Below are 21,061 nucleotides of genomic sequence, written 5' to 3'. Positions count from 1 at the left end.
AAACAAAAAATTGTATTGATATGAAATTTCAGAACGCACTAGAAACCATTGGAAATACACCAGTCGTAAAGATCAATAACTTATTCAATTCAGACCATGAAATCTGGATTAAATTGGAAAAAAGCAACCCAGGCGGAAGCATCAAGGACAGAATTGCCTTAGCCATGATTGAAGATGCGGAAGCTAAAGGATTATTAAATAAAGATAGTACCATCATTGAACCTACCAGTGGAAATACCGGAATAGGATTGGCATTGGTAGCTGCAGTAAAAGGATATAAGCTTATTCTGGTAATGCCGGAAAGCATGAGTATAGAACGTCGTAAAATCATGGAAGCCTATGGTGCTGAATTTGTGCTTACGCCAAGAGAAAAAGGAATGAAAGGAGCTATCGAAAAAGCTAATGAATTAGCAGAAGAAACTCCCAATTCATGGATTCCAAGACAGTTTGATAATCCTGCTAACGTAAAAATACACGTAGAAACTACAGCACAGGAAATTCTACAAGATTTCCCGGAAGGGTTGGATTATGTGATTACCGGAGTAGGAACCGGCGGACATATCACAGGAATTGCTAAAGCATTAAAGGAAAAATATCCTAACCTTAAAGTGATTGCAGTAGAGCCGGAATTATCTCCTGTATTAAGCGGCGGAAGTCCTGCACCACATCCATTGCAAGGTTTAGGAGCAGGTTTTGTTCCTTCCATATTAGACATTACTCTTTTAGATGGAGTGATTACAGTAGGGAAGGATGAAGCGTATGAATATGCCATCAACGCCGCTAAAAAAGAAGGGCTTTTTGTTGGAGTTTCCACAGGAGCCGCTTTAGCCGCTATCGCAAAGCATTTACCTGAAATACAGCCTGGAGCAAAAATTCTTACCATTAATTACGACACCGGAGAAAGGTATCTTTCTCTTGAGGGACTCTTCTAAAATCCTTTAACTAACACCGATTTCAATGAATCCAACTATAAAATCACCTAAGGTTTACCTTATCGGTGCAGGGCCCGGCAACCCTGATTTGATCACAGTAAAAGCCGTAAAAGCCATCGCCAAAGCAGATGTTGTTCTGGCAGACCGCCTCGTAAGTCCTGAGATTTTAGAAACTTACGTAAACAAAAACACAGAGCTTATTTATGTAGGCAAAGAATGCAGCAAAAATGCATCTACACCTCAGTCTCTTATCAATACTTTAATGGTTGATTATGCTTTGCAGAACAAAACCGTTGTAAGACTTAAAGGCGGAGATGTTTCTATTTTCTCTAATATTCTGGATGAATTACAGGCCTTGAAGGAACATCATATTCCTTTTGAGATTATTCCGGGAATTACAGCTGCTTTGGGAGCTGCTGCTTATGCGGGAATGCCTTTAACAGCCAGAGGATATTCAACATCTGTTCGTTTTCTTACGTATTATAAGTCTGAAATTCTTACCGAAGACTATTGGAAAGATCTTGCCAACACTCAGGATACCCTTGTATTCTATATGTCTAAAGGAAACCTGACTAGTCTTGTAGAAAAATTCATTGACCTGAATGTTTCAAACGAGAAAAAAAATCGCTGTGATTGAACAGGCTACCACACCTTACCAGAAAGTGTATACCTCATCTTTTGAGGATTTTACCAAAACACTGGGTGACAAATCCTTCGCCTCACCCTCATTGGTGGTGATCGGAAAAGTTGTGAATCTTCATGAAGAATTCTCTTGGCTTGAAAATGCCGAGCAGGAAGGTCTTTATTTTAAATCAGTTGAAAACGGAAGCTTAGTCCCTAAAACTCAAAATTTCTTCGAATATGCTGTCTGAAACTAAATTAAATATCCTTAAACAAATCTCCAGCGATTTTTCCAGAGACGAATCCATCTGGGCAAGCGGGTATCTTGCAGGATTGGCAGGAGCACCGCTTACCGCTGTTCAGCCACCTTTACAGGTAACTCTTCCGGAACAGAATACAGTGAAGAAAATCACCTTAGCTTATGGTACAGAAACCGGAAACAGTAAAAAATTAGCGACATCACTTGCTGGAATCATTAAGAAAAAAGGAATTCAGGTGAAATTAGCAGATCTTTCTCAGTATAAACCTAAAGATCTTTCAAAAGAAGAATTTTTCTTTGTGGTCATCAGTACTCAGGGAGAAGGAGATCCACCGGTATTGGCCAAGAAGTTCTATGATTATATTTATGAAAATGAAATCAATCTTAGCGCTTTAAAATTTGGAGTGCTTGCGTTAGGAGATACCAGTTATCCTTTATTCTGCAAAACAGGAGAAGACGTAGATTCCCGATTTGAAATTCTTGGAGCACAGCGTATCATTCCATTAAAAAAATGTGATATTGATTACGAACAGGATGCTCAAAACTGGATTGATCATGTTTTTGAAGCTGTCAATAAAACGTCTATTAGCAGTGTTAAAAATCCATCTGCTCAGAAAGCTTCAACAGGAAGAAAAAAATATCTGGGGAAAGTATCAGCCATTATTAATCTGAATGATATCACCTCTGAAAAAGAAACCTATCACATCGAAATAGAAACGGAGGAAGTTTTAAGCTATCAGCCGGGCGCTGCGCTGGGAATTATTCCTTTCAATTCAAAATCTGTAGTGGATGAAATTATTGCTGTAACAGGTATTGATCCTAAAAAACAGATCGAAACTGCAAAAATTACAGCCCCTGTAGAAGAGCTTTTACACAAACATCTTAATATTAGCTATTTACTAAAAACCGTAGTAACTCAATATGCTAAGATTACAGGACATTCTATTCCGGAAGTTCGTTTAAGCCTTTTGGATCTTTTAAGAATTTATCCTGTAAAAAATGCAGAAGAATTTGAAGAAGTAGTTCAAATATTAACCGCTCAGGCACCACGGCTGTATTCCATATCGTCTTCTCCGGAAGCCCATGGAGAAAATGAGATCCATATTACCGTTGCCAGATCGGAATTCTTTATTGACCACCAGAAACACAACGGTCTGTGCAGCGGTTACCTCAGCGAATTCTCTGAAGGCAGTGACGTTGAATTCTACATTCAGGATGCAGGACATTTCCGCTTACCGGAACCAGATAAAGATATTATCATGATTGGCCCCGGAACCGGGATTGCCCCTTTCAGGTCATTCCTTTGGGAACGTGATGCTGTTGGAGCAGAGGGAAAAAACTGGCTGTTCTTCGGAGACCGAAACTTTGTATCAGATTTCATTTACCAATCTGAGCTTCAGGATTTCCTTAAAACAGGAAGCTTAACTCATCTGGATCTTGCCTTTTCAAGAGATACTGCTGAAAAAGTATATGTACAGCACAAACTGGAGCAAAAAGCACAGGAAGTCTTTTACTGGCTTGAAAACGGAGCTTCAGTCTATGTATGTGGTACAAAAGATCCTATGAGCCGCGATGTAGAAAATACACTACTCAATATTATTCAACAACATGGAAAACGCAGCCAGGAAGAAGCCGTTCATTATCTGGAAGAGATGGAACTCAGCGGCCGATATGCTAAAGATGTTTATTAAAAAAGTACCCGCACCCTTAAAAGAAAACAATTATGAACCATAAAGATAATCTTTCCCCTGTTGAAAGAATTAAAACCCAAAGTAACGGACTCAGAGGAACCTTAAAGGAAAGTCTTGCCGATGATTTTACAGGAGCCATAAGAGAAGACGATCAGACCTTAATTAAGTTCCATGGAATGTACCAGCAGGATGATAGGGACAGAAGGGAAGAGCGTGTAGCTAAAAAATTAGAGTGGCTATATTCCTACATGATAAGACTAAGGCTTCCAGGGGGATTTTTGACTTCAGATCAATGGATCGGAGTGAATGATATTGCCAATGACCATTCCACAGGAACCATCAAAATAACAACCCGACAGACGCTTCAGCTGCATGGTATTTTAAAATCTCATTTAAGACCCACCATTCAAAGTTTCAATCTGAATCATTTGGATTCTATTGCAGCTTGTGGTGATGTAAACAGAAATGTGACCTGTACGGCAAACCCCTCAGAATCTCCACTACACCAACAGACTTATGAGCTGGCGGGTAAAATAAGTGAAATGTGTCTCCCAAAAACCAAATCTTATTACGATATCTGGATTGATGATGAATTGCTTGTAGACCGGAAAACTGAAGAAGATCTTTTATATCAGGACAGATATCTTCCCAGAAAACTGAAAATCGGAATTGCCGTTCCCCCCAATAATGATGTAGATGTATTCATTAATGATATTGCTTTGATCGCCATCATTGAAAATAATCAGATCGTAGGATATAATATTGCTGCCGGAGGCGGATTAGGAGCTACCCATGGTAATGAAGCTACGTATGCAAGATTAGCTTCTGTGCTTGGATTTGTAGATTCTGAAGAAAAAGCATTAAAAGCTGTGTATGAAATTATTACTGTACAGCGTGATTTCGGGAATAGAAGCGACAGAAAGCTTTCAAGATTAAAATATACCATTGATAAACTTGGCATCGATCAGTACAGAACCGAAGTAGAAAAAAGAACCGGATTCAGTTTTGAACCTGCCAGAGAATTTAAGTTTGAACAGAGAAAAGACCGCTATGGCTGGACTCAGAATCATGAAGGAAAATGGTTTTACACTGTATTTGTAGAACATGGAAGAGTCCTTGATATTGAAGGCTATCCGTTAAAATCCGGATTGTTAAAAATTGCTCAGAATGCACCTGTGAATTTCAGATTTACCTGTAACCAGAATCTGATTGTGGCGGATATCAATGAAGAAGATAAAGCTACAATAGAAAATCTTTTACACGAATATGGAATTTCAGAGGCTACTGAAAAAGCAAGTGCCCTACGTAAAAACTCTGTGGCCTGTGTTGCCCTGAATACTTGTTCACTGGCTTTAGCAGAAGCACAGCGCTATTTGCCGTCTTTGGTTACCAAAATAGAACCTATTCTTGAAAAATATGGTCTTTTAGAAGATGATATTACCATCAGAATGACTGGATGTCCCAATGGATGCGGAAGATCTCCCAATGCTGAAATCGGATTTGTAGGAACAGCCTATGGGAAATACAATCTTCACATTGGAGGAGACCGATTAGGAATGCGTCTGAATACGAAATACAGAGAAAACATTGGTGAAGAAGAAATTCTGACTACGCTGGATGAACTTTTCGGAGTTTATGTACAGCAAAAACATGCTGAAGAAACATTTGGAGACTTTTCATACCGTTACTTACAAACCTTAAACTGAAAATATGACCAGCCTTTTTGATAACCCGAAAAAACTAAAAAAACATCAACCATTTCTTCTAGGTGAACGAATGTGTATGTGCTGTTGATTTTCAATACGGACAACATATACAAGCTGTTTGAACTCTATTTAAACCACAAAAGTTTTAACACTTAAGTTATTCAAGTGACATACTTTGTGTATAAAAGCACACTAAAGTTTTGTAAAAACCTCTTGTTACAATTGAAGGACTTCATATTCCCCTCCGCTGGAGGGGTGGCAACAATTCAAAGAATTTTTGACGGGGTGGTTAAATAAAAACCCACATCAAACAGCTCCATTCTTACTCACCTAAAATAGAAGAACAATGAAAAACAAAAGACAGGGATATTTCTTGCCTAAAACAGGAGTTATATTATTTACATTTTTATTCTGTAATCTATCAGAAGCACAGCAGCTTATAGAATTAAGCGGAATCATTAAGAATACAGGAACCCAAAAAGGGCTTGATGCTGTAAAAGTTCAGATTGAAAATACACAGGATACCGCATCAACAGATCAACTTGGAAACTTTAAAATAAGAACAAGAGTTACCATTCCTTTCCGTCTGATTATCAATAAAGACGGCTTTTCAAGCCAAACAGTGGAAATCCTTTCGCTTTCCAACAAACTTACGATTGGACTTAATCCTCAAAATACCATTATTGATGATGTTGTTATTTCTGCTTCCCGTATTCCGGAAAAAATACTGAAATCTCCGATCGCTATTGAAAAGATTGATATTAAAACAATCCGCGAAAGCCCGGCAGCATCCTTTTATGAAACACTGGAGAATGTAAAAGGTCTCCAACTTTTAACGTCAAGTCTTACATTGAAAATCCCTAATTCCAGAGGGTTTAACTCGCCTAACAACTTCAGATTTATGCAGTTGGTAGATGGTGTAGATGTGCAGTCTGCCACCTTAGGAGTTCCCTTGGGAAATGCCATTGGTCCTACAGAATTGGATATTCAATCTATGGAAGTTACTCCGGGAGCCGCTTCCGCATTGTATGGAATGAATGCTATCAATGGTCTTGCAAGTTTACAGACCAAAGATCCGTTTACTTCTGAAGGAATAAGCGTCTATTTCCGTGGCGGCGTGAATCATGTAGATAATTACAATCATAAAATCAGTTCCTTAGGGGAAAGTGCCATCAGATTTGCCAAGGTATTCAATAAAAATTTCGCAGTTAAAGTGAACGCTTCCTATTTTACAGGAACAGACTGGATTTCAAATAATCAGACTGATCAGAATCCTAACTCATTAATCACTGCCAATCCTAATTTTTCTTTGGCCAATAATCCTGCAGAAGACCTTTGGAACAAATACGGCGATGAAAGAAACAACAGGGTAGCGGTAAAAGTAGATTATAACGGAAAACCAACCACATTTAATGTTTCCAGAACAGGGTATCTGGAAAAAGACCTGGTAAGCCCGGAAGTAAAGAATATAAAATTTGATGCCGGATTATACTACCGTTTCGGAGATCAATGGAAAGCTTCTTACGTCTATCGTTACGGATTACTTGACGGAACTTTTCAAAGAGGAAATAAAATCCGTTTACAAAATGCTACCGTACAAAATCATAAGGTTGAACTTACCAGCAAAGAACTTACTTTCAGAGCTTATGTTTCCATAGAAAATACAGGAGATTCCTATAACCTGAAGCCTTTGGCTGATAATCTTGATTTAACGAATCGTTCTAACAATAATTGGAAAAACATTTTCCAGACTACATTACAAAATACTCTCAATGCGGGCACCAATCTGAATGATGCTCTTATTCTTGCCCGTCGTGAAGCTGATAAAAATAGAGCAGTACCCGGAACAGCAGCCTTTGAACAGTTAAAAAACACCATTATCGGAATCAATAACTGGGATTCTGCCAATGCAGGAATTGCCGGAGCTCCCGCAACAGGAGGAGCAAAGCTGGAACAAAAATCCAGATTTTATCAGGGAGAACTTACTTATGACTTCAGTAGATTTGTAAAGGTTTTCAGTCTTTTGGCCGGAATAGATTATCGTTTGTACAGCATCACCCCGGATGGAAACAATTTTGTAGATTTTAACAGACCGGTTACTGAAAGAAATATACCTTTATCTGATGGTACTTTCGGTAAAGATGTTATTTATCAGAAATATGGAGCTTTTGCCCAGGTTACCAAGCTTTTCTTTGATGAAAAATTGAAGATTAATGCAGCACTCCGTATTGACAGAAACCCTGAGTTTGAAGCCAAGCTGAATCCAAGAATCAGCATTGTCTATTCTCCTGTGAAACAGCACAATTTCAGAGCCTCTTTTCAAAACGGATACCGTTTTCCCTCTTTATTTGAAGCCTTATCCTTTGTGAATAATGGGAATGTAAGAAGAGTAGGTGGATTGACAAAAGTGAATGACGGATTAGGCTATCTGGAAAACTCTTACACTTTAGCATCAATCGATAGGTTTACAGCAGCAGTAAATACTGATGTTGACGGTGGAAAAAGTCAGAACCAGGCTGCTCAGGACAATAAACAGCTTTTAGCCGTTGCCAATCTGCAAAAATTACAGCCGGAAAAGATCAATTCTTTTGAAATAGGCTATAAATCTGTGTTCTTTAATAATAAACTGGCCCTGGACTGGGACTTTTACTACAATATCTATGAAGGATTCTTAGGACAAGTGGAAGTAGCGGTTCCCAAAAACAGTCAGATAGGAAGCAATACAGCGGTTCTTGCTATGCTGGACAGAAGCAAACAGGATCGATACAGAGTGTATACCAATAGCAACAGTACTTACAAAAGCTATGGAACTTCCTTTGGAATCCGATATAATGTTGTTAAAAACTATAATGTCAACGCCAATGTATCTTATAACGATCTGGCTTCCAACAACACTTCAGATCTGTTTATTACGGCATTCAATACCCCAAAATGGATGGTGAATGTAAGTGTAGGAAACAGGGAAATTATTAAGAATATTGGATTTACAGTTGTAGCCAGATGGCAGAATGCTTTTGATTGGGAAAGTCCATTAGCTTCAGGAAAAATTCCTGCTTATTACACCATAGATGCCCAGGCAAGCTGGAAGATTCCTGAAATTCACGCGAATGTAAAAATTGGAGCCACCAACCTACTGAACAGACGTTACTTCCAGTATGCAGCAGGGCCTGAAATCGGAGGTTTATATTATCTCGCTTTTACGTATGACTTAAAACTGTAATCAAGATGAGCAATTCCTTATATCCCGTATTTTTAAAACTTGAAACATTATCGCTACTCATCATCGGAGGCGGAAAAATTGCCCTTGAAAAACTGGAATCAGTATTGGGTAATTCTCCTGAAACCTCTATAAGATTGGTAGCCAAGGAAATTAGTTCTGAAGTTAGAGCCTTACAGAGTCAGTATTCAAATATAAAATTATACGAAAGAGCCTATCATGATGATGATTTTAATGATACCGATGTGGCCATTATCGCTGTAAATGATATTGAATTAGCTGCACAGATTCGTGAAAACGCTCATCAGAAGAATGTATTGGTCAATATTGCAGACAAGCCCGAACTCTGTGATTTTTACTTAGGTTCCATTGTGAAAAAAGGAAGTCTTAAAATCGCCATTTCTACGAATGGAAAATCACCAACCATTGCCAAGAGACTCAGAGAAACCTTTACAGAAACCATTCCGGATGAAATGGACCTTGTGCTGGATAATATGCAGAGTATACGCAACCAGTTAAAAGGAGACTTCAATCATAAAGTAACCGAACTTAACAAGATTACAACTCAATATCTGTCTAATGGAAAAATAATTCCTGCAAAACAAGATTTGGAGATAGAAAAACTCATCAGTATTACTAAAATTGCTCAGAGAAAATCCAATATTTATCTTGCCATCATAGGAGTTCTGCTTCTTTTGGGAATTTTTGGACTTGTTGTTTATCAGTTTGACCTTTCTGATGATATTCAGACTTTTCTCAGTAAAGATGGTCATATTTTTTACTGGATGCTGTTTGCTGGATTTATGGCAGAAATTGTTGCAGGATCTATGGGAATGGGATATGGCGTTATCTGTACAACTATATTGCTGCTGTTAAACGTTCCGCCACCCGTTGTCAGTGCAAGTATTCACTCGGCAGAATCTTTTACAACCGCTGCCGGAGGATTTAGCCATTATAAACTGGGAAATGTCAATAAAAAAATGGTTTGGGTATTATTTCCGCTGGCTATCGTAGGATCTATCATTGGAACATTAACCCTGTCTCATTACGGAGAGCATTATGCACATATTGTAAAGCCCATCATTGCCTGTTATACTTTGTATTTAGGAGTAAATATTCTCAGAAATGCTTTTAAGGACAAAAACAAAAGCCGTATCAAAACAAAAAAAAAGAACCAATCTGAGAGTACTGGGACTTGTTGGCGGTTTTATAGATTCCTTTGCAGGAGGTGGATGGGGCCCATTAGTAACCGGAACGTTAATTAAAGAAGGAAGAATTCCCCGTTATGTTGTGGGAAGCTCCACCGTTGCCAAGTTTTTACTGACGGTAACGAGTGCCATCACTTTTATTTTCACCATTGGAATTCATCATTGGAATATTGTTCTGGGCCTTCTGTTGGGAGGTGTATTTACCGCTCCATTTTCTGCTATGCTTACCTCCAAACTTCCTACAAAGAAGATGTTTGTGGTGGTTGGGATAGTTGTTATTCTGATGAGCCTGGTAACGATTGGCAAATCTTTTCTAAAGTAAGGAAGCCTGAAGCTGGAAGAGGGAAGTTATTAAAGTCTGAAAAACACTTGATATAGGCAAAAAATAGATCGAAGTGTCTATAATCGACGCAAACGTAGAGATATTTATCTTCTGAAATTCAAATTGATTTGTTCAATTACGTACACATTGAATTGAACCCCCTAAGAGAATAAATCAAAAAGATTAAAATGCACAATGTTTTTTAGTAATAAAGATACCTATTATAAACAACCTGCTTAATGGCTCGCTCATCAACATTGTCATATATATAAACAATTGTAGGATTACTGTGTTCATCATAATTTTTTGAAACCTGTATCAGGTATCTCGTCAAGATTTCTCCATCTCTGTTTTCAGTAATCTTGCTTTTAATTTTTTGTATTTTATCGTTTTTGGAGGTGTATTCCAGCTCCTCGGTTACCTGCAATTTATCTTTATTTTTCAAAACACTTTTTATCAATAGATAATTTTTATCCAGCGTAATGCTAGTGGTGTAACCGCTGTTGTTCTGCGGTGTAATAGTACAATGGTAATTATCCGCCCAAACGTATTTATAGCTGCTTTCATCTGCGGGATTATTGTCACAAGTTAAAATATCTTTATAAGAGATACTTTTCCCTTTCCCTGAAAACAGGCCTCTATACTTGCACGACTGGATGCTTCCGCTCACGTCCATCCTAATTATTTTATTAGTCTCCAGAGCATTGCCAGCATTATCAAAAGTCTTGGTATATTTTACCATATAGCCGGTTGAATCTTTCGGAATTTTATCATCCTTTACATCGCAGAAATAGGATGTCATTTGTTTTACTTCGCCTTTCAGTCCGCATTCAGCTTTTGCAGAATAAGTTGCAGGTTTGCCACAAGAACATATTGTTTGCAAAATGATAAAGGTTACTAAAAGTTTTTTCATTGTATTTTATTTTGGTTCAATATTTTTAAAATCAATCGGATTTTCTGTACCGTTAACGTCTAATCAAATACATTTACAACGGAATCTCAAGTATAAAACTTATAACAGCAGTAAGACTTTACATACTATTGTCTAATAGCGTATTTTTATTGGAGTTGAAATACACCAAAATAAAATCCAAATGTCTCTTCGGACTTTTTAAATTCAGTTTGTGCAATAAAGATTGTATGATTAAAGAATAAATAAGAGTAAAGATAAATTTAATTTTCATAATCGTCTATTGAATTTTGTCTAATTGCTATATTATAAAACAAAAGTATTAAATACTATAAGTAAAATATATCCCCGATAACAGGGTTTTTAATCCGTGTTATTTACTTTAGATAATTTTATTTTTGCCTATTGATTTTATTCTTAATATATCATAGGTGAAAGCGTCAAAACCTTTAACACTTTCTGTAAGATTAAGTAAAACTACTGTATGGTCTTCATAAAAGGATAGTTATCTTTGATCTGTTCATACATTGAATAACATGTTTGATCCAAATTAAAACAATAACTTTTTAAAACAAAGACCATGAAAAAATTAAACAGAAATACGTTAAAGAATATTGCCGGAGAGATTGGTATTGAGATTAATTTACCTCTTCCTGTGGGAATCTGTATTGGAAATCTTATTGGTTTATGTCCACCCAATTCCCATTGCAGAGCGGATGAAAAATGTTATCCGGATATTGCAGGACCTTGTATCAATGGATTGTGCCCATTAGGATATCAATGCCATTCCGGAGAATGTGTAAGATAAAATTATTTAAATACAAAACCTTTATCCAGTATTGATAAAGGTTTTTGTATCAATTTCCATTGAATAAATGGGTACAATAATACATCCGCTTCATCCTATCGATTGAAAATCGATTACCTCTTTGCTCACTTAAAATTCAGCTACAATAAAAATAATCTTTGCGTTTAAAAAAAGATCTTATGTATTTTGAATTTGCCGCAAAGGTTTTATAAACTAAGACATTCATCTATGTATCCTTTAGTTTGTAAAAAGAAATTAAGTTTACAAACTAAAGGACACATAGCTTTTTATGTAAAAAATGGTGAAAAACCAAAACCTGGATAAGAATAACCGGATTTGTATATTGATGTTTTAAGTAATAGATAGGTTATTTTCTATCCTTTATCCCGATCAGCTTCAACGCGCTTGAAGTTAAAAAGATATCGTCAAAAACAGTCAAAGACTCCACATCATTGAAACCTGTAGGAATCAGATCATTTTTATTGAATGATAATTCTATGGAAGTATCGTAAGAAGCTACAATTCTTACTTTTGAATATCCGTTATAGTCTACTCTGAAACCTTCAAACATACACTTACGTTCTGCTTTCTGATATTCACCATATTCTTCAAAACCTGCCATATCTGTTCTTTCGTCATCACTGTCGTTATGCTCCAATGATTTCCATGAAGTATAATTTTTCGGTTCCTTTAATACATTTCCGTTGGGATCTACAGGAACAAACATTCCCAAAGTAAGGGATCGTTTTAAAAAATTAGCATAATTATTCATCAAACTCAAAGTTTGAAGATCGGCATATCCTTCGTGGGCATAATATTCAAGCACGAAGGTAGTCATCGGAATCAGCTTATGAGAAGCATCAGTCGGCATACTTGGTCTTTTCTTTTTAGCCGATAAAAATAGTATTTTTATTTACGTTTCCCAACGTTACCTGAGCAATCCAACGGTATTTATACCCATTCTGAATAACAATAAGGAAAGATTGCCATGCATTTTTCGTAACTTCGTCCCATAACGGGAATAATGATAGTGAATACATCTTTACAGGATATGGAGGCAGTCCTTGGTTTATACAAAATGGCTTCTGATTTTAAGAAAACCGTGTCTGGTATACAATGGCCGGAATTTGATCGAAATATGATTGAAACTGAAATCCGTGAAGGTCGTCATTTTAAAATTACAGTAGATGAGCAGGTGGCCTGCGTCTGGAGTATTACCTTCGATGACCATCAGGTTTGGGCAGAAAAAAATGAAGATCCTGCCATCTATATACACAGAATTGCTACCAATCCCAATTTCCGAGGACAGAAATTTGTTGAACAGATTGTAGAATGGACCAAACAATTTGCTCCACAGCACAACAAACAATATGTTAGAATGGATACTACAGCAGGAAATCAAAGATTAACAGATTACTACGTAAAATGTGGATTTACCTATCTTGGAGATAAGAAAATGACCGATACGGAAGGCCGTCCGGATCATTATCACAACGCTACCATGGGGCTTTTCCAACTGGAAGTATAATCATTCTGCTATTTACAGACCGGTTGAACATCATTCAGTAAAGTAACCAGCATTTTTCCCGGTTCTTCAAAAGGAATTAAATGGGCTGAGTTTTCAAACCATATTCCCTTTTTAAAAGGAGCTTTTACGTTTTTAAGCCATTCATCAGTAGGTGCTGATGGGGTGGTATAATCATGTCTTCCCATGAACATAAAAACCGGAATCGGGAATGTTTTCACATTTTTAAAATCTGTATCCAAAAACTCGGAAAGTACTTTTGAAAGAGTAAATAAACTTCCTTTTCCAATAGCTTCAGCATCATCATACGAATATTCCGGCGACAGCAGGGGAGCCTGAAAGAAATATCTGGAATTGTTTCTGTAAGCCGTCAAGCCACCATAATATTGAGGCCACTTCCTCGCAATAATGATTCTCTGCCGGGTAATCGGAGTATTTCCCGGATAAGGTGCTATGGAAGCTAACTCCTTTAAAGCAACATCATTTTTCAGACGGGTAGCTTCTTTTACTGCAAAATCAACACTTAACCGTTCATTATCCCTGGTATTGATAATCTGCCCGATTCCAACATAAGCATAGAACAGGTCCGGCCTCTTCAATGCAGCTTTCATAGAGATTATTGTTCCCCAGCTATGCCCTATAAGAAGGACTTTTTTCTTTTTATATTTTTCCTTAATCAATTCAGCTATTTCTATGGCATCATCTACATATTGATTGATATTAATGGTATTCTTTAAACTTAATGTATCATTGGCATTATAGGTTTTACCGGATGCTCTCTGGTCATAGTTTACCATTGTAAAATATTCTTCGATAGGCCTCTGAAACATCCACATCACCGGAGCAATAGGAGAGGCCGGACCGCCATGTACAAATAAAATCACAGGATTTTCTTTATTCTGCCCGCGAACATATACCCATTGTTTAGCACCACCAATAGTTGCTTTATACCTTTCCTGAATTCCATTAGGAGCAACTATAGAATCCAGATCTTTGATAATTTCCCGGGCTTCATGGTATTCATTACCGGGTTTTTGACCTTGTCCAAACACTATAAATGAAAATAATAAAGTAAGAACTGATATAATTGGATATCTCATAATCGTGTTATATTTTTTATTTTTAAATCATTTATATTCAAGTAATATTCACTTTAATATACAATATGTCAAACATATACACAAAAAAGTTACAATGGTCTATCATTAAACTTAAATATTAAAAGCTGTTCGTTTTCATCTTTTACTTTTATTATAATCTATTCATTTCCAGTTAATTTTAAAATATCAATCTTTACACTAACCGAACAAACAGTATTAATATATCAGTAACAACAGAAGAAACCAGAAAGGCTTAGATATCTTTATCTGAAAAGGCGCTTGTAGCCTATATCGTTCTTTCAGTAACAGAAAATATTTCAAAGATTAGAACCTTTTCAAAATATTTGACCATTTTCATAAAATCTCCATACGGAGAATTAAAAAACAAAACCAATCATCTAAAAATCAAAATACTAAAAATGATCAAAATCACTACCAGGAATAATAAAATGTATTTTTTAAAACAAAATACTATCTATAGCTAAAAAATGACATATTATTTGATAAATTTGTTTTAATAATTACTTATGAAACCAAATTACACAAAAATATTCATTGTGGAAGATGATATGTTTTTTAGTGAAATGTTAAAATATCATCTCTCCCTTAATCCTGATCATGAAATCATTGCATTTGATACAGCAAAAGATTGTTTGTCCGGCTTATATCTCAATCCGGATATTATCTGTATTGATTTTGGCCTGCCTGATATGAAAGGAGATGTTCTGTTTAAAAAACTCAAGGAAGCACAGCCCTCTGTCCCAATCATTATTATTAGCGGCCAGGACGATATTGAGACGGCAATCAATTTTCTAAAATCAGGTGCCCATGATTATATCGTGAAAAATGAACACACCAAAGAAATGTTATGGAACAGCATCCTCAAGGTGAAAGAAACGATTTCTCTGAAAAAAGAAGTAGAGGAACTGAAAGAAGAACTTGAAAAAAAATATTCTTTTGAAAAAAACATTATAGGCCAAAGTGATGCCATAAAGGAGGTTTTCAAAAAGATCAGTAAAGCTGTAAAAACCAATATCAATGTATCTATTACAGGTGAAACCGGTACTGGAAAAGAAGTAGTGGCCAAAACCATTCATTATAATTCTGACCGTAAAAATAAACCCTTTGTTGCCATCAATATGGCCGCAATTCCGAAGGAACTTATTGAGAGTGAATTTTTTGGACATGAAAAAGGAGCTTTTACAGGAGCTTTATCCAAAAGTTCCGGAAAATTTGAACAGGCAGATGGAGGGACTATTTTCCTCGATGAAATTGCAGAATTGGACATCAATCTCCAAAGCAAATTACTAAGAGCTTTACAGGAAAGAGAAGTTACAAGAATAGGCGGAACACAGAAAATAAAATTCGATGCCAGGCTTATTATTGCCACCCATAAAAACCTTGCAGAAGAAGTAAAAAAGGAAACTTTCGTGAGGATCTGTACTATAGAATCGTAGGCTTACCTATAGAATTACCTCCTCTCCGTGACAGAGATCAGGATGTTATTATTCTGGCCAGACATTTCATCAAATTATTTGCTAAAGAAAACGGAATGAATCCCTTTGCACTTAGTAGCGAAGCAATGAACAAGCTTACAAAATATCCGTTTCCCGGGAATGTCCGCGAGCTTAAATCTGTTATTGATCTGGCTTGTGTAATGGCAGATGACAATGAAATACAACCGGAAGACATTCATTTTAACCCCATAGGAAATAAAGAAGACCTTTTCATTTCTGCAGAAAAAACACTTAAACAATTTACTACAGAGATTATTCTTTATCACCTTAAGAAAAATAATAATGATGTTATGAAAACTGCACAGGTTTTAGATATTGGCAAATCAACTATTTATAATCTTTTACAGAACAAATAGATCATGATTTTCTAACAGTATAACCAATCCCCAAAAGACATCATGGAATTTCATCAATTACTTGAAAGTCAAATAAAAAAGTTTCTTACACAAGATCATCTTTCAGATCCGGATCTTACTCGGTTTATTCAGGCTGTTAATCTATCTTATCAATCTTTCGATAAGGCTAAAAAAGATATCCCGCAGGACTCTATTGAATATATTTATAAGGAAACAGAACATTTAGACAAGGAGATCAAAGCTATTACTTTACGTAACAGTTTTCAGCTTATCGATTATATTTCCCGCCAGATACAGACAAAAAAGAAATAATGGCAGCGCTGACTGAGCAGAATAAACTGAAAAAGCTGTTGATGGAGATTTCATCAGATTATATCAATATTTCTTTCGAAATGATAGATACTGCCATGAACAGGTCGCTCAAAGAAATGGCAGACTTTGTAAAAGCTGACAGAGCTTATATATTCAGTTATAATTTTGAAGCAGGAACATGTTCCAATACCTATGAATACTGTTCTTCCGGAACTATACCCCAGATGGATGATCTGCAGAATGTACCTCTTGAAGCAATTCCGGAATGGGTAGAAGCCAATAAGGCAGGGAAAAGCATTACAATACCCAGTGTAAAGAATTTAAATGATGGAAACCTTAAAGAACTTCTTTCTTCACAGGATATCAAAAGCCTTATGGTAATCCCCATGATGTCAAAAGAATCATGTACAGGATTTATTGGTTTTGACTGGGTAAGAAAACTTCATCATTTCAGTGATACCGAAACAGAATTACTTACTCTTTTTCAAAAGTTCTGGTAAATGCTCAGGAAAGGTTTATAATTAAAAGCAACCTTACCCAGACTCTGGAGCTTCTCAAAACCTTTATTTCTAATCTTCAGTATGGAATATTGATGGAAGATCCTCAGGGACGTATTCTTTTCACCAATGAGCTTTTCTGTGAAATTTTTAAAACCAATAGAATCCCTTCAGAAATTATAGGCAAAAAACTGTCTGAAATAAAAATAAATGACCACTTCAAAGAAGATGATCTTTTAGAAAAAATAATTGGAGAAAGCCAAGATCAGAAGGTCATGGGAAGACTTGCTGAAACATGGGACAGAAGGTTTTTAGAAATTGATCATTTTAATTTTGAGACTAGAAATAAACAGGATGGTCATATCTGGAAATTTGGAGATGTTACAGAAAAAATAACCAACCAAGGCCTTTTACAGCAGAGTGAACAAAGAAGCCAGCTGATTATGGATTCAGCCATTAATGCCATTATCACCATAAACTCTGTTGGTGAAATTATATTCTGGAATAAAAGCGCAGAAACCATATTTGGCTGGCAGAAAAATGAAGTCATAGGCAGAAATATCTTTGAAACCATTATTCCACAAAAAAAAGTAGAGAGCTATAAAAACTATGTAGCAGACGAAAAAAACTCGGTTCTTAACAGACAAATTCAGCTTCCGGCTATCAGAAAATCCGGCGAAGAATTTCCTATGGAAATATCCATCATTTCATTCCAACAACAAGAACAAGAGTTTTATTGTTCTTTTATTCAGGATATTTCAGAAAGAAAAAGAATAGAGCATACTATGAAACTACAGGAACAGAAATACCGGAATATGATTGCCAATATGAATCTGGGACTTCTTGAAGTAGATATGAATGAGGTTATACAATATGCCAATCAGAGCTTCTGTAATGTTTCCGGTTATGAAGTAGAGGAAATTCTGGGCAGAAACCCTGCTGATCTTTTTATACATCATGAAAAGGATGTAGAATTGGTAAAAAAACAAATCCAGCTGCGAAGAAGCGGAGTTTCCAGTGTATACCAGGTGCCCGTAAAAAATAAGGCTGGAGAACTGAGATGGTGGGCAATAAGCGGAGCTCCCAATTATGATGATAAAGGCAATCTTATAGGTTCCATAGGAATACACCTGGACATTACAGATCAGAAAAGGCTTGAAGAAGACCTCCAAAAGCAAAAAGATAAGGCTCAGGAAGCCTCAAAAGCCAAGGAAGTATTTCTTGCTACGATGAGCCATGAAATCAGAACGCCACTTAATGCCATTATCGGATTTTTACGTGAACTGGAAAGGCAAAAGTTATCTTCATCTCAGGCTGTCCTGGTAGAAAACAGTACCCAGGCTTCTAGACACCTTCTATCAATTATTAATAATATCCTGGATATTTCTAAAATTGAATCAGGTGAAATGTCCCTCGAGGTGAAAGATTTTTCTTTAAAAGACTCTATTAACAATATTATTAATATACTCAGTCCTAAAGCAAAACAAAAAAAATTAAAACTCTATTCACAATATTCACCGGATATGGCTTCTGCTTTCAAAGGAGATCCGTTAAGAATAGAACAAATCCTTTTCAACCTGGTCGGGAACTCGTTAAAGTTTACCCAGAAAGGTGAAATCAAAGTAGAATGCAGGGTATTGGAAGATCACCCGTCTACTCAGAAAATCAGTTTGATGGTTTCTGACACCGGAATTGGGATGAGCAAAGGCTTTGCCGACAAAATTTTCAAAAAATTCTATCAGGAAGATGAAAGTATTGCAAGAAGATTTGGTGGAACCGGTCTTGGAATGGCTATTACCCAGGAATTGGTAAAGCTAATGCATGGCAAGATTAACATTGAAAGTGAAAAAAATAAAGGTACGGTCATACAAATTACTTTATCTCTCTATAAAGGGTTTCTTGAGCAAAATACTGATAAAAAGAAAATTACCCTGCCACTTCTGTTGCCGGGATTAAAGTTCTGCTCGTAGAAGATAATGAGATGAACAGGGTAGTAGCCCAAAATACACTTCAGAATTTTGAATGTAATGTAACGGAAGCTGAAAACGGTAAGCAGGCAATACAGATCTTAAAGAAAGAAAAGTTTGATATTATTCTGATGGATATTCAGATGCCGGAACTTGATGGAATAGAAACTACTCAAATCCTTAGAAAAAAATACCTCTTAACCACACCCATTATTGCCCTTACAGCCAATGCGTTCAAAACAGAAATTGAAAAATGTAAATCAGCAGGCATGAATGACTATGTTACCAAACCGTTTTCGGAAGAAATACTCCTGGAAGTGCTTTATAAGTATACTAAGCTTTCAAAAGCATCGGGCTATAAAAATAAAACTACGGAAACTTCAGATTCTCATCTTTATGATCTTGGTGGCATTCGTACGTTAAGCAGAGGTGACGAGGAATTTGTAAAAAAAATGATTTCCATATTCATTAGTCAGACCGAAAGTGCCATTGTACAGATGCGTACCTGCTTTCAATCGCAAAATTATCATGAAATGGCTAAATTGATGCATAAAATAAGACCTGGTGTAGAAGCTATGGGCATTCATTCCATCGTTGAAGATATCAGAACACTCGAAATAAAAGCAAAAGAGGAGGAGCAAACCTCAGAATTACTTTTAGAAATACAACACCTTTCTGACACAATAGAAAAAACTCTTTATGAAGTAATAAAGCTCTTAAAAGCAAATGAATAATAGATTATTCCCCAAAACAGAAGCCTCGTGTAATGAAAACATGAGGCTTTTTTGTTGATTTTATTCTCCATATTTTTTTCCAAAAATCAGCTTATTTTCCATAAAATGGAAATGACAAAAGCACAAGTAATTGACAATCAAATAATTAAACCAAGGCATTGTATATGATTTTATTTTTAAAAAATATACACAATGAATCCTAATCAATTAAAATTCTTTATTGTAGACGATGATCTGTTCTGTGCAAATGCTTATGAGCAGTATCTCAAAAACCTTAATTATACTGACATTCTCTACTTCGGTACGGGAGACGAATGTCTGAATAGTCTTGATCTTAAGCCTGATATCATCTTTCTGGATCATAGTATGGATGACATGAACGGTTTTGAAACCCTTAAAAAAATTAAAAGATATAATCCTAATATTTATGTCATTATGGTTTCCGGACAAAAGGAAATCAATATTGCAGTAGACGCTTTGAAATACGGAGCTTTTGATTATCTGGTCAAAGATAACACTGTATGTCAGAAAATGCAGAGTACAATCAACAGAATTCTAAAGATACAGGAAGAAATTGATAAAGGCAACAGAAACAATGGCATCTTCCGTCTCTTTTCTATGTTTTTTTAAAAAAATAAACTATGAAAACCAGAATCAACATCCACCCGGTTATTTTACTTTTCCTGCTCTTATTGCTTTCTTCATGCAAGACACAAAACCTTTTTGAAGAAAAGAAACCTACTGAAAATAAAGCAGACTTTAAGTATCAGGATACTTACCAGTATCAGATCAGAAAAGATGATAAAATTACGCTTTCTGTCTGGGGTCAGGACGACCTGAGTGTAGGCTCTGTATATGGCATTTATAACTCCAATGAGGTATATGGAAAATGGCTTCTGGTAGATAAAAACGGAAATATAGAATTACCAAGATTAGGAACCACTTATGTTGTAGGAAAAACAATCCCTGAGCTGAAAGAGGAAATAAAGGATAAACTAAAAAGATGGCTGGTAACTCCTATTGTTGATATAAAGGTTGTGAACAAAGAAATTACAGTGCTGGGGGAGGTTAAAAGCCCTGCCGTAATACATGTAGATAAAGATCAGAACACCCTGATGGAAATTATATCTGAATCAGGCGGATTTGAATCTTATGCCAATCTGAAATCGGTAAAGATTCTCCGCCAGGAAGGAGAAAATGTAAGAGTTACCAATATAGATATGACCACTCCCGGAGACTTCAGTTATCAGAATACCCAGCTTCATCCCGGAGACTTTGTGATTGTACCTTCTAAGAAAAGTAAAGACTTTGATAAACGTATTTCTACGATTATTCCTTTTGCTACAGCCGCTACACTTCTGATAGGACTTCTTTAAAAA

Annotated in this window: 18 protein-coding genes and 2 pseudogenes; 16 read left to right on the top strand and 4 right to left on the bottom strand. The window is 36.2% G+C overall.

The annotated features are described in order from the left end of the window. Positions 1-20 precede the first annotated feature (20 nt). From cysK to H5J24_RS09930, 6 genes and pseudogenes are all read left to right on the top strand, one after another. Entirely contained in the window at positions 21-932 is a 912-nt protein-coding gene (cysK, locus tag H5J24_RS09955; RefSeq protein WP_068943312.1) for a cysteine synthase A, read from the top strand. A gap of 25 nt (positions 933-957) precedes the next feature. Then, a pseudogene (gene cobA, locus H5J24_RS09950) lies at positions 958-1,804 on the top strand (uroporphyrinogen-III C-methyltransferase). Then, positions 1,794-3,503: a diflavin oxidoreductase gene (locus H5J24_RS09945; protein ID WP_068943314.1), complete on the top strand. Its 1,710-nt coding sequence runs from the start codon at positions 1,794-1,796 to the stop codon at positions 3,501-3,503. The pseudogene cobA and the gene H5J24_RS09945 overlap by 11 nt, the downstream one beginning before the upstream one ends. Before the next feature lie 32 nt (positions 3,504-3,535). Next, entirely contained in the window at positions 3,536-5,209 is a 1,674-nt protein-coding gene (locus H5J24_RS09940) for an NADPH-dependent assimilatory sulfite reductase hemoprotein subunit (protein ID WP_068943315.1), read from the top strand. A 346-nt stretch (positions 5,210-5,555) separates the two neighbouring features. Beyond that, positions 5,556-8,429, top strand: a complete 2,874-nt coding sequence (locus H5J24_RS09935) for a TonB-dependent receptor (protein ID WP_068943316.1) — start codon at positions 5,556-5,558, stop codon at positions 8,427-8,429. Positions 8,430-8,434: 5 nt separating this feature from the next. Next, positions 8,435-9,956 (top strand): annotated as a pseudogene (locus H5J24_RS09930) (TSUP family transporter). A 202-nt stretch (positions 9,957-10,158) separates the two neighbouring features. On the opposite strand, the gene H5J24_RS09920 reads toward H5J24_RS09930, so the two are convergent. Next, positions 10,159-10,869 carry a hypothetical protein gene (locus H5J24_RS09920; protein WP_068943318.1) on the bottom strand — a complete coding sequence of 237 codons (711 nt, stop codon included), beginning with the start codon at positions 10,867-10,869 and terminating at the stop codon, positions 10,159-10,161. A gap of 577 nt (positions 10,870-11,446) precedes the next feature. On the opposite strand from H5J24_RS09920, the gene H5J24_RS09915 reads away from it, so the two are divergent. After that, a complete protein-coding gene (locus H5J24_RS09915) occupies positions 11,447-11,674 on the top strand; it encodes a hypothetical protein (RefSeq protein WP_068943319.1) in 228 nt (75 codons plus the stop codon). A 367-nt stretch (positions 11,675-12,041) separates the two neighbouring features. On the opposite strand, the gene H5J24_RS09910 is transcribed toward H5J24_RS09915, so the two are convergent. Next, positions 12,042-12,545: a hypothetical protein gene (locus H5J24_RS09910; RefSeq protein WP_068943320.1), complete on the bottom strand. Its 504-nt coding sequence runs from the start codon at positions 12,543-12,545 to the stop codon at positions 12,042-12,044. Between the two features lie 16 nt (positions 12,546-12,561). After that, complete coding sequence (locus H5J24_RS09905) at positions 12,562-12,714, bottom strand: hypothetical protein (protein ID WP_167386997.1); 153 nt, start codon at positions 12,712-12,714, stop codon at positions 12,562-12,564. On the opposite strand from H5J24_RS09905, the gene H5J24_RS09900 reads away from it, so the two are divergent. Continuing rightward, positions 12,699-13,202: a GNAT family N-acetyltransferase gene (locus H5J24_RS09900; RefSeq protein ID WP_068943321.1), complete on the top strand. Its 504-nt coding sequence runs from the start codon at positions 12,699-12,701 to the stop codon at positions 13,200-13,202. The two genes, H5J24_RS09905 and H5J24_RS09900, sit on opposite strands and share 16 nt — an antisense overlap. A gap of 8 nt (positions 13,203-13,210) precedes the next feature. Here the strand turns inward: H5J24_RS09900 and H5J24_RS09895 are convergent, their stop codons facing one another. Further along, the gene (locus H5J24_RS09895) at positions 13,211-14,299 is read right to left on the bottom strand and encodes an alpha/beta fold hydrolase (RefSeq protein WP_068943322.1); all 1,089 of its coding nucleotides are present in this window, start codon (positions 14,297-14,299) and stop codon (positions 13,211-13,213) included. A gap of 527 nt (positions 14,300-14,826) precedes the next feature. Here H5J24_RS09895 and H5J24_RS09890 point away from each other — a divergent pair. The 8 genes from H5J24_RS09890 to H5J24_RS09855 all read left to right on the top strand — a co-directional run bounded on the left by H5J24_RS09890 (position 14,827) and on the right by H5J24_RS09855 (position 21,058). Next, complete coding sequence (locus H5J24_RS09890) at positions 14,827-15,756, top strand: sigma-54-dependent transcriptional regulator (protein WP_232816269.1); 930 nt, start codon at positions 14,827-14,829, stop codon at positions 15,754-15,756. Further along, the gene (locus H5J24_RS09885) at positions 15,738-16,172 is read left to right on the top strand and encodes an AAA-type ATPase lid domain-containing protein (protein ID WP_488153962.1); all 435 of its coding nucleotides are present in this window, start codon (positions 15,738-15,740) and stop codon (positions 16,170-16,172) included. The genes H5J24_RS09890 and H5J24_RS09885 overlap by 19 nt, the downstream gene beginning before the upstream one ends. A gap of 42 nt (positions 16,173-16,214) precedes the next feature. Continuing rightward, entirely contained in the window at positions 16,215-16,484 is a 270-nt protein-coding gene (locus H5J24_RS09880; RefSeq protein WP_232816267.1) for a hypothetical protein, read from the top strand. Further along, on the top strand, positions 16,484-16,984 hold the full coding sequence (locus H5J24_RS09875) for a GAF domain-containing protein (protein ID WP_232816266.1): 501 nt from the start codon (positions 16,484-16,486) through the stop codon (positions 16,982-16,984). Before H5J24_RS09880 ends, H5J24_RS09875 begins: the two co-directional genes overlap by 1 nt. Then, the gene (locus tag H5J24_RS09870) at positions 16,954-18,951 is read left to right on the top strand and encodes a PAS domain S-box protein (protein ID WP_346729994.1); all 1,998 of its coding nucleotides are present in this window, start codon (positions 16,954-16,956) and stop codon (positions 18,949-18,951) included. The genes H5J24_RS09875 and H5J24_RS09870 overlap by 31 nt, the downstream gene beginning before the upstream one ends. Positions 18,952-18,962: 11 nt before the next feature. Then, entirely contained in the window at positions 18,963-19,682 is a 720-nt protein-coding gene (locus tag H5J24_RS09865; RefSeq protein WP_232816264.1) for a response regulator, read from the top strand. A 192-nt stretch (positions 19,683-19,874) separates the two neighbouring features. Beyond that, entirely contained in the window at positions 19,875-20,312 is a 438-nt protein-coding gene (locus H5J24_RS09860; protein ID WP_068943325.1) for a response regulator, read from the top strand. 11 nt (positions 20,313-20,323) lie between these two features. Next, the gene (locus H5J24_RS09855) at positions 20,324-21,058 is read left to right on the top strand and encodes a polysaccharide biosynthesis/export family protein (protein WP_232816263.1); all 735 of its coding nucleotides are present in this window, start codon (positions 20,324-20,326) and stop codon (positions 21,056-21,058) included. The last annotated feature ends 3 nt before the right edge of the window (positions 21,059-21,061 follow it).

Source organism: Chryseobacterium capnotolerans, from assembly GCF_021278965.1.
GTDB classification, from domain to species: Bacteria; Bacteroidota; Bacteroidia; order Flavobacteriales; family Weeksellaceae; genus Chryseobacterium; species Chryseobacterium capnotolerans.
Note: the sequence above shows the minus strand (reverse complement) of the source record. Positions and strands in the feature narration are given on the sequence as shown.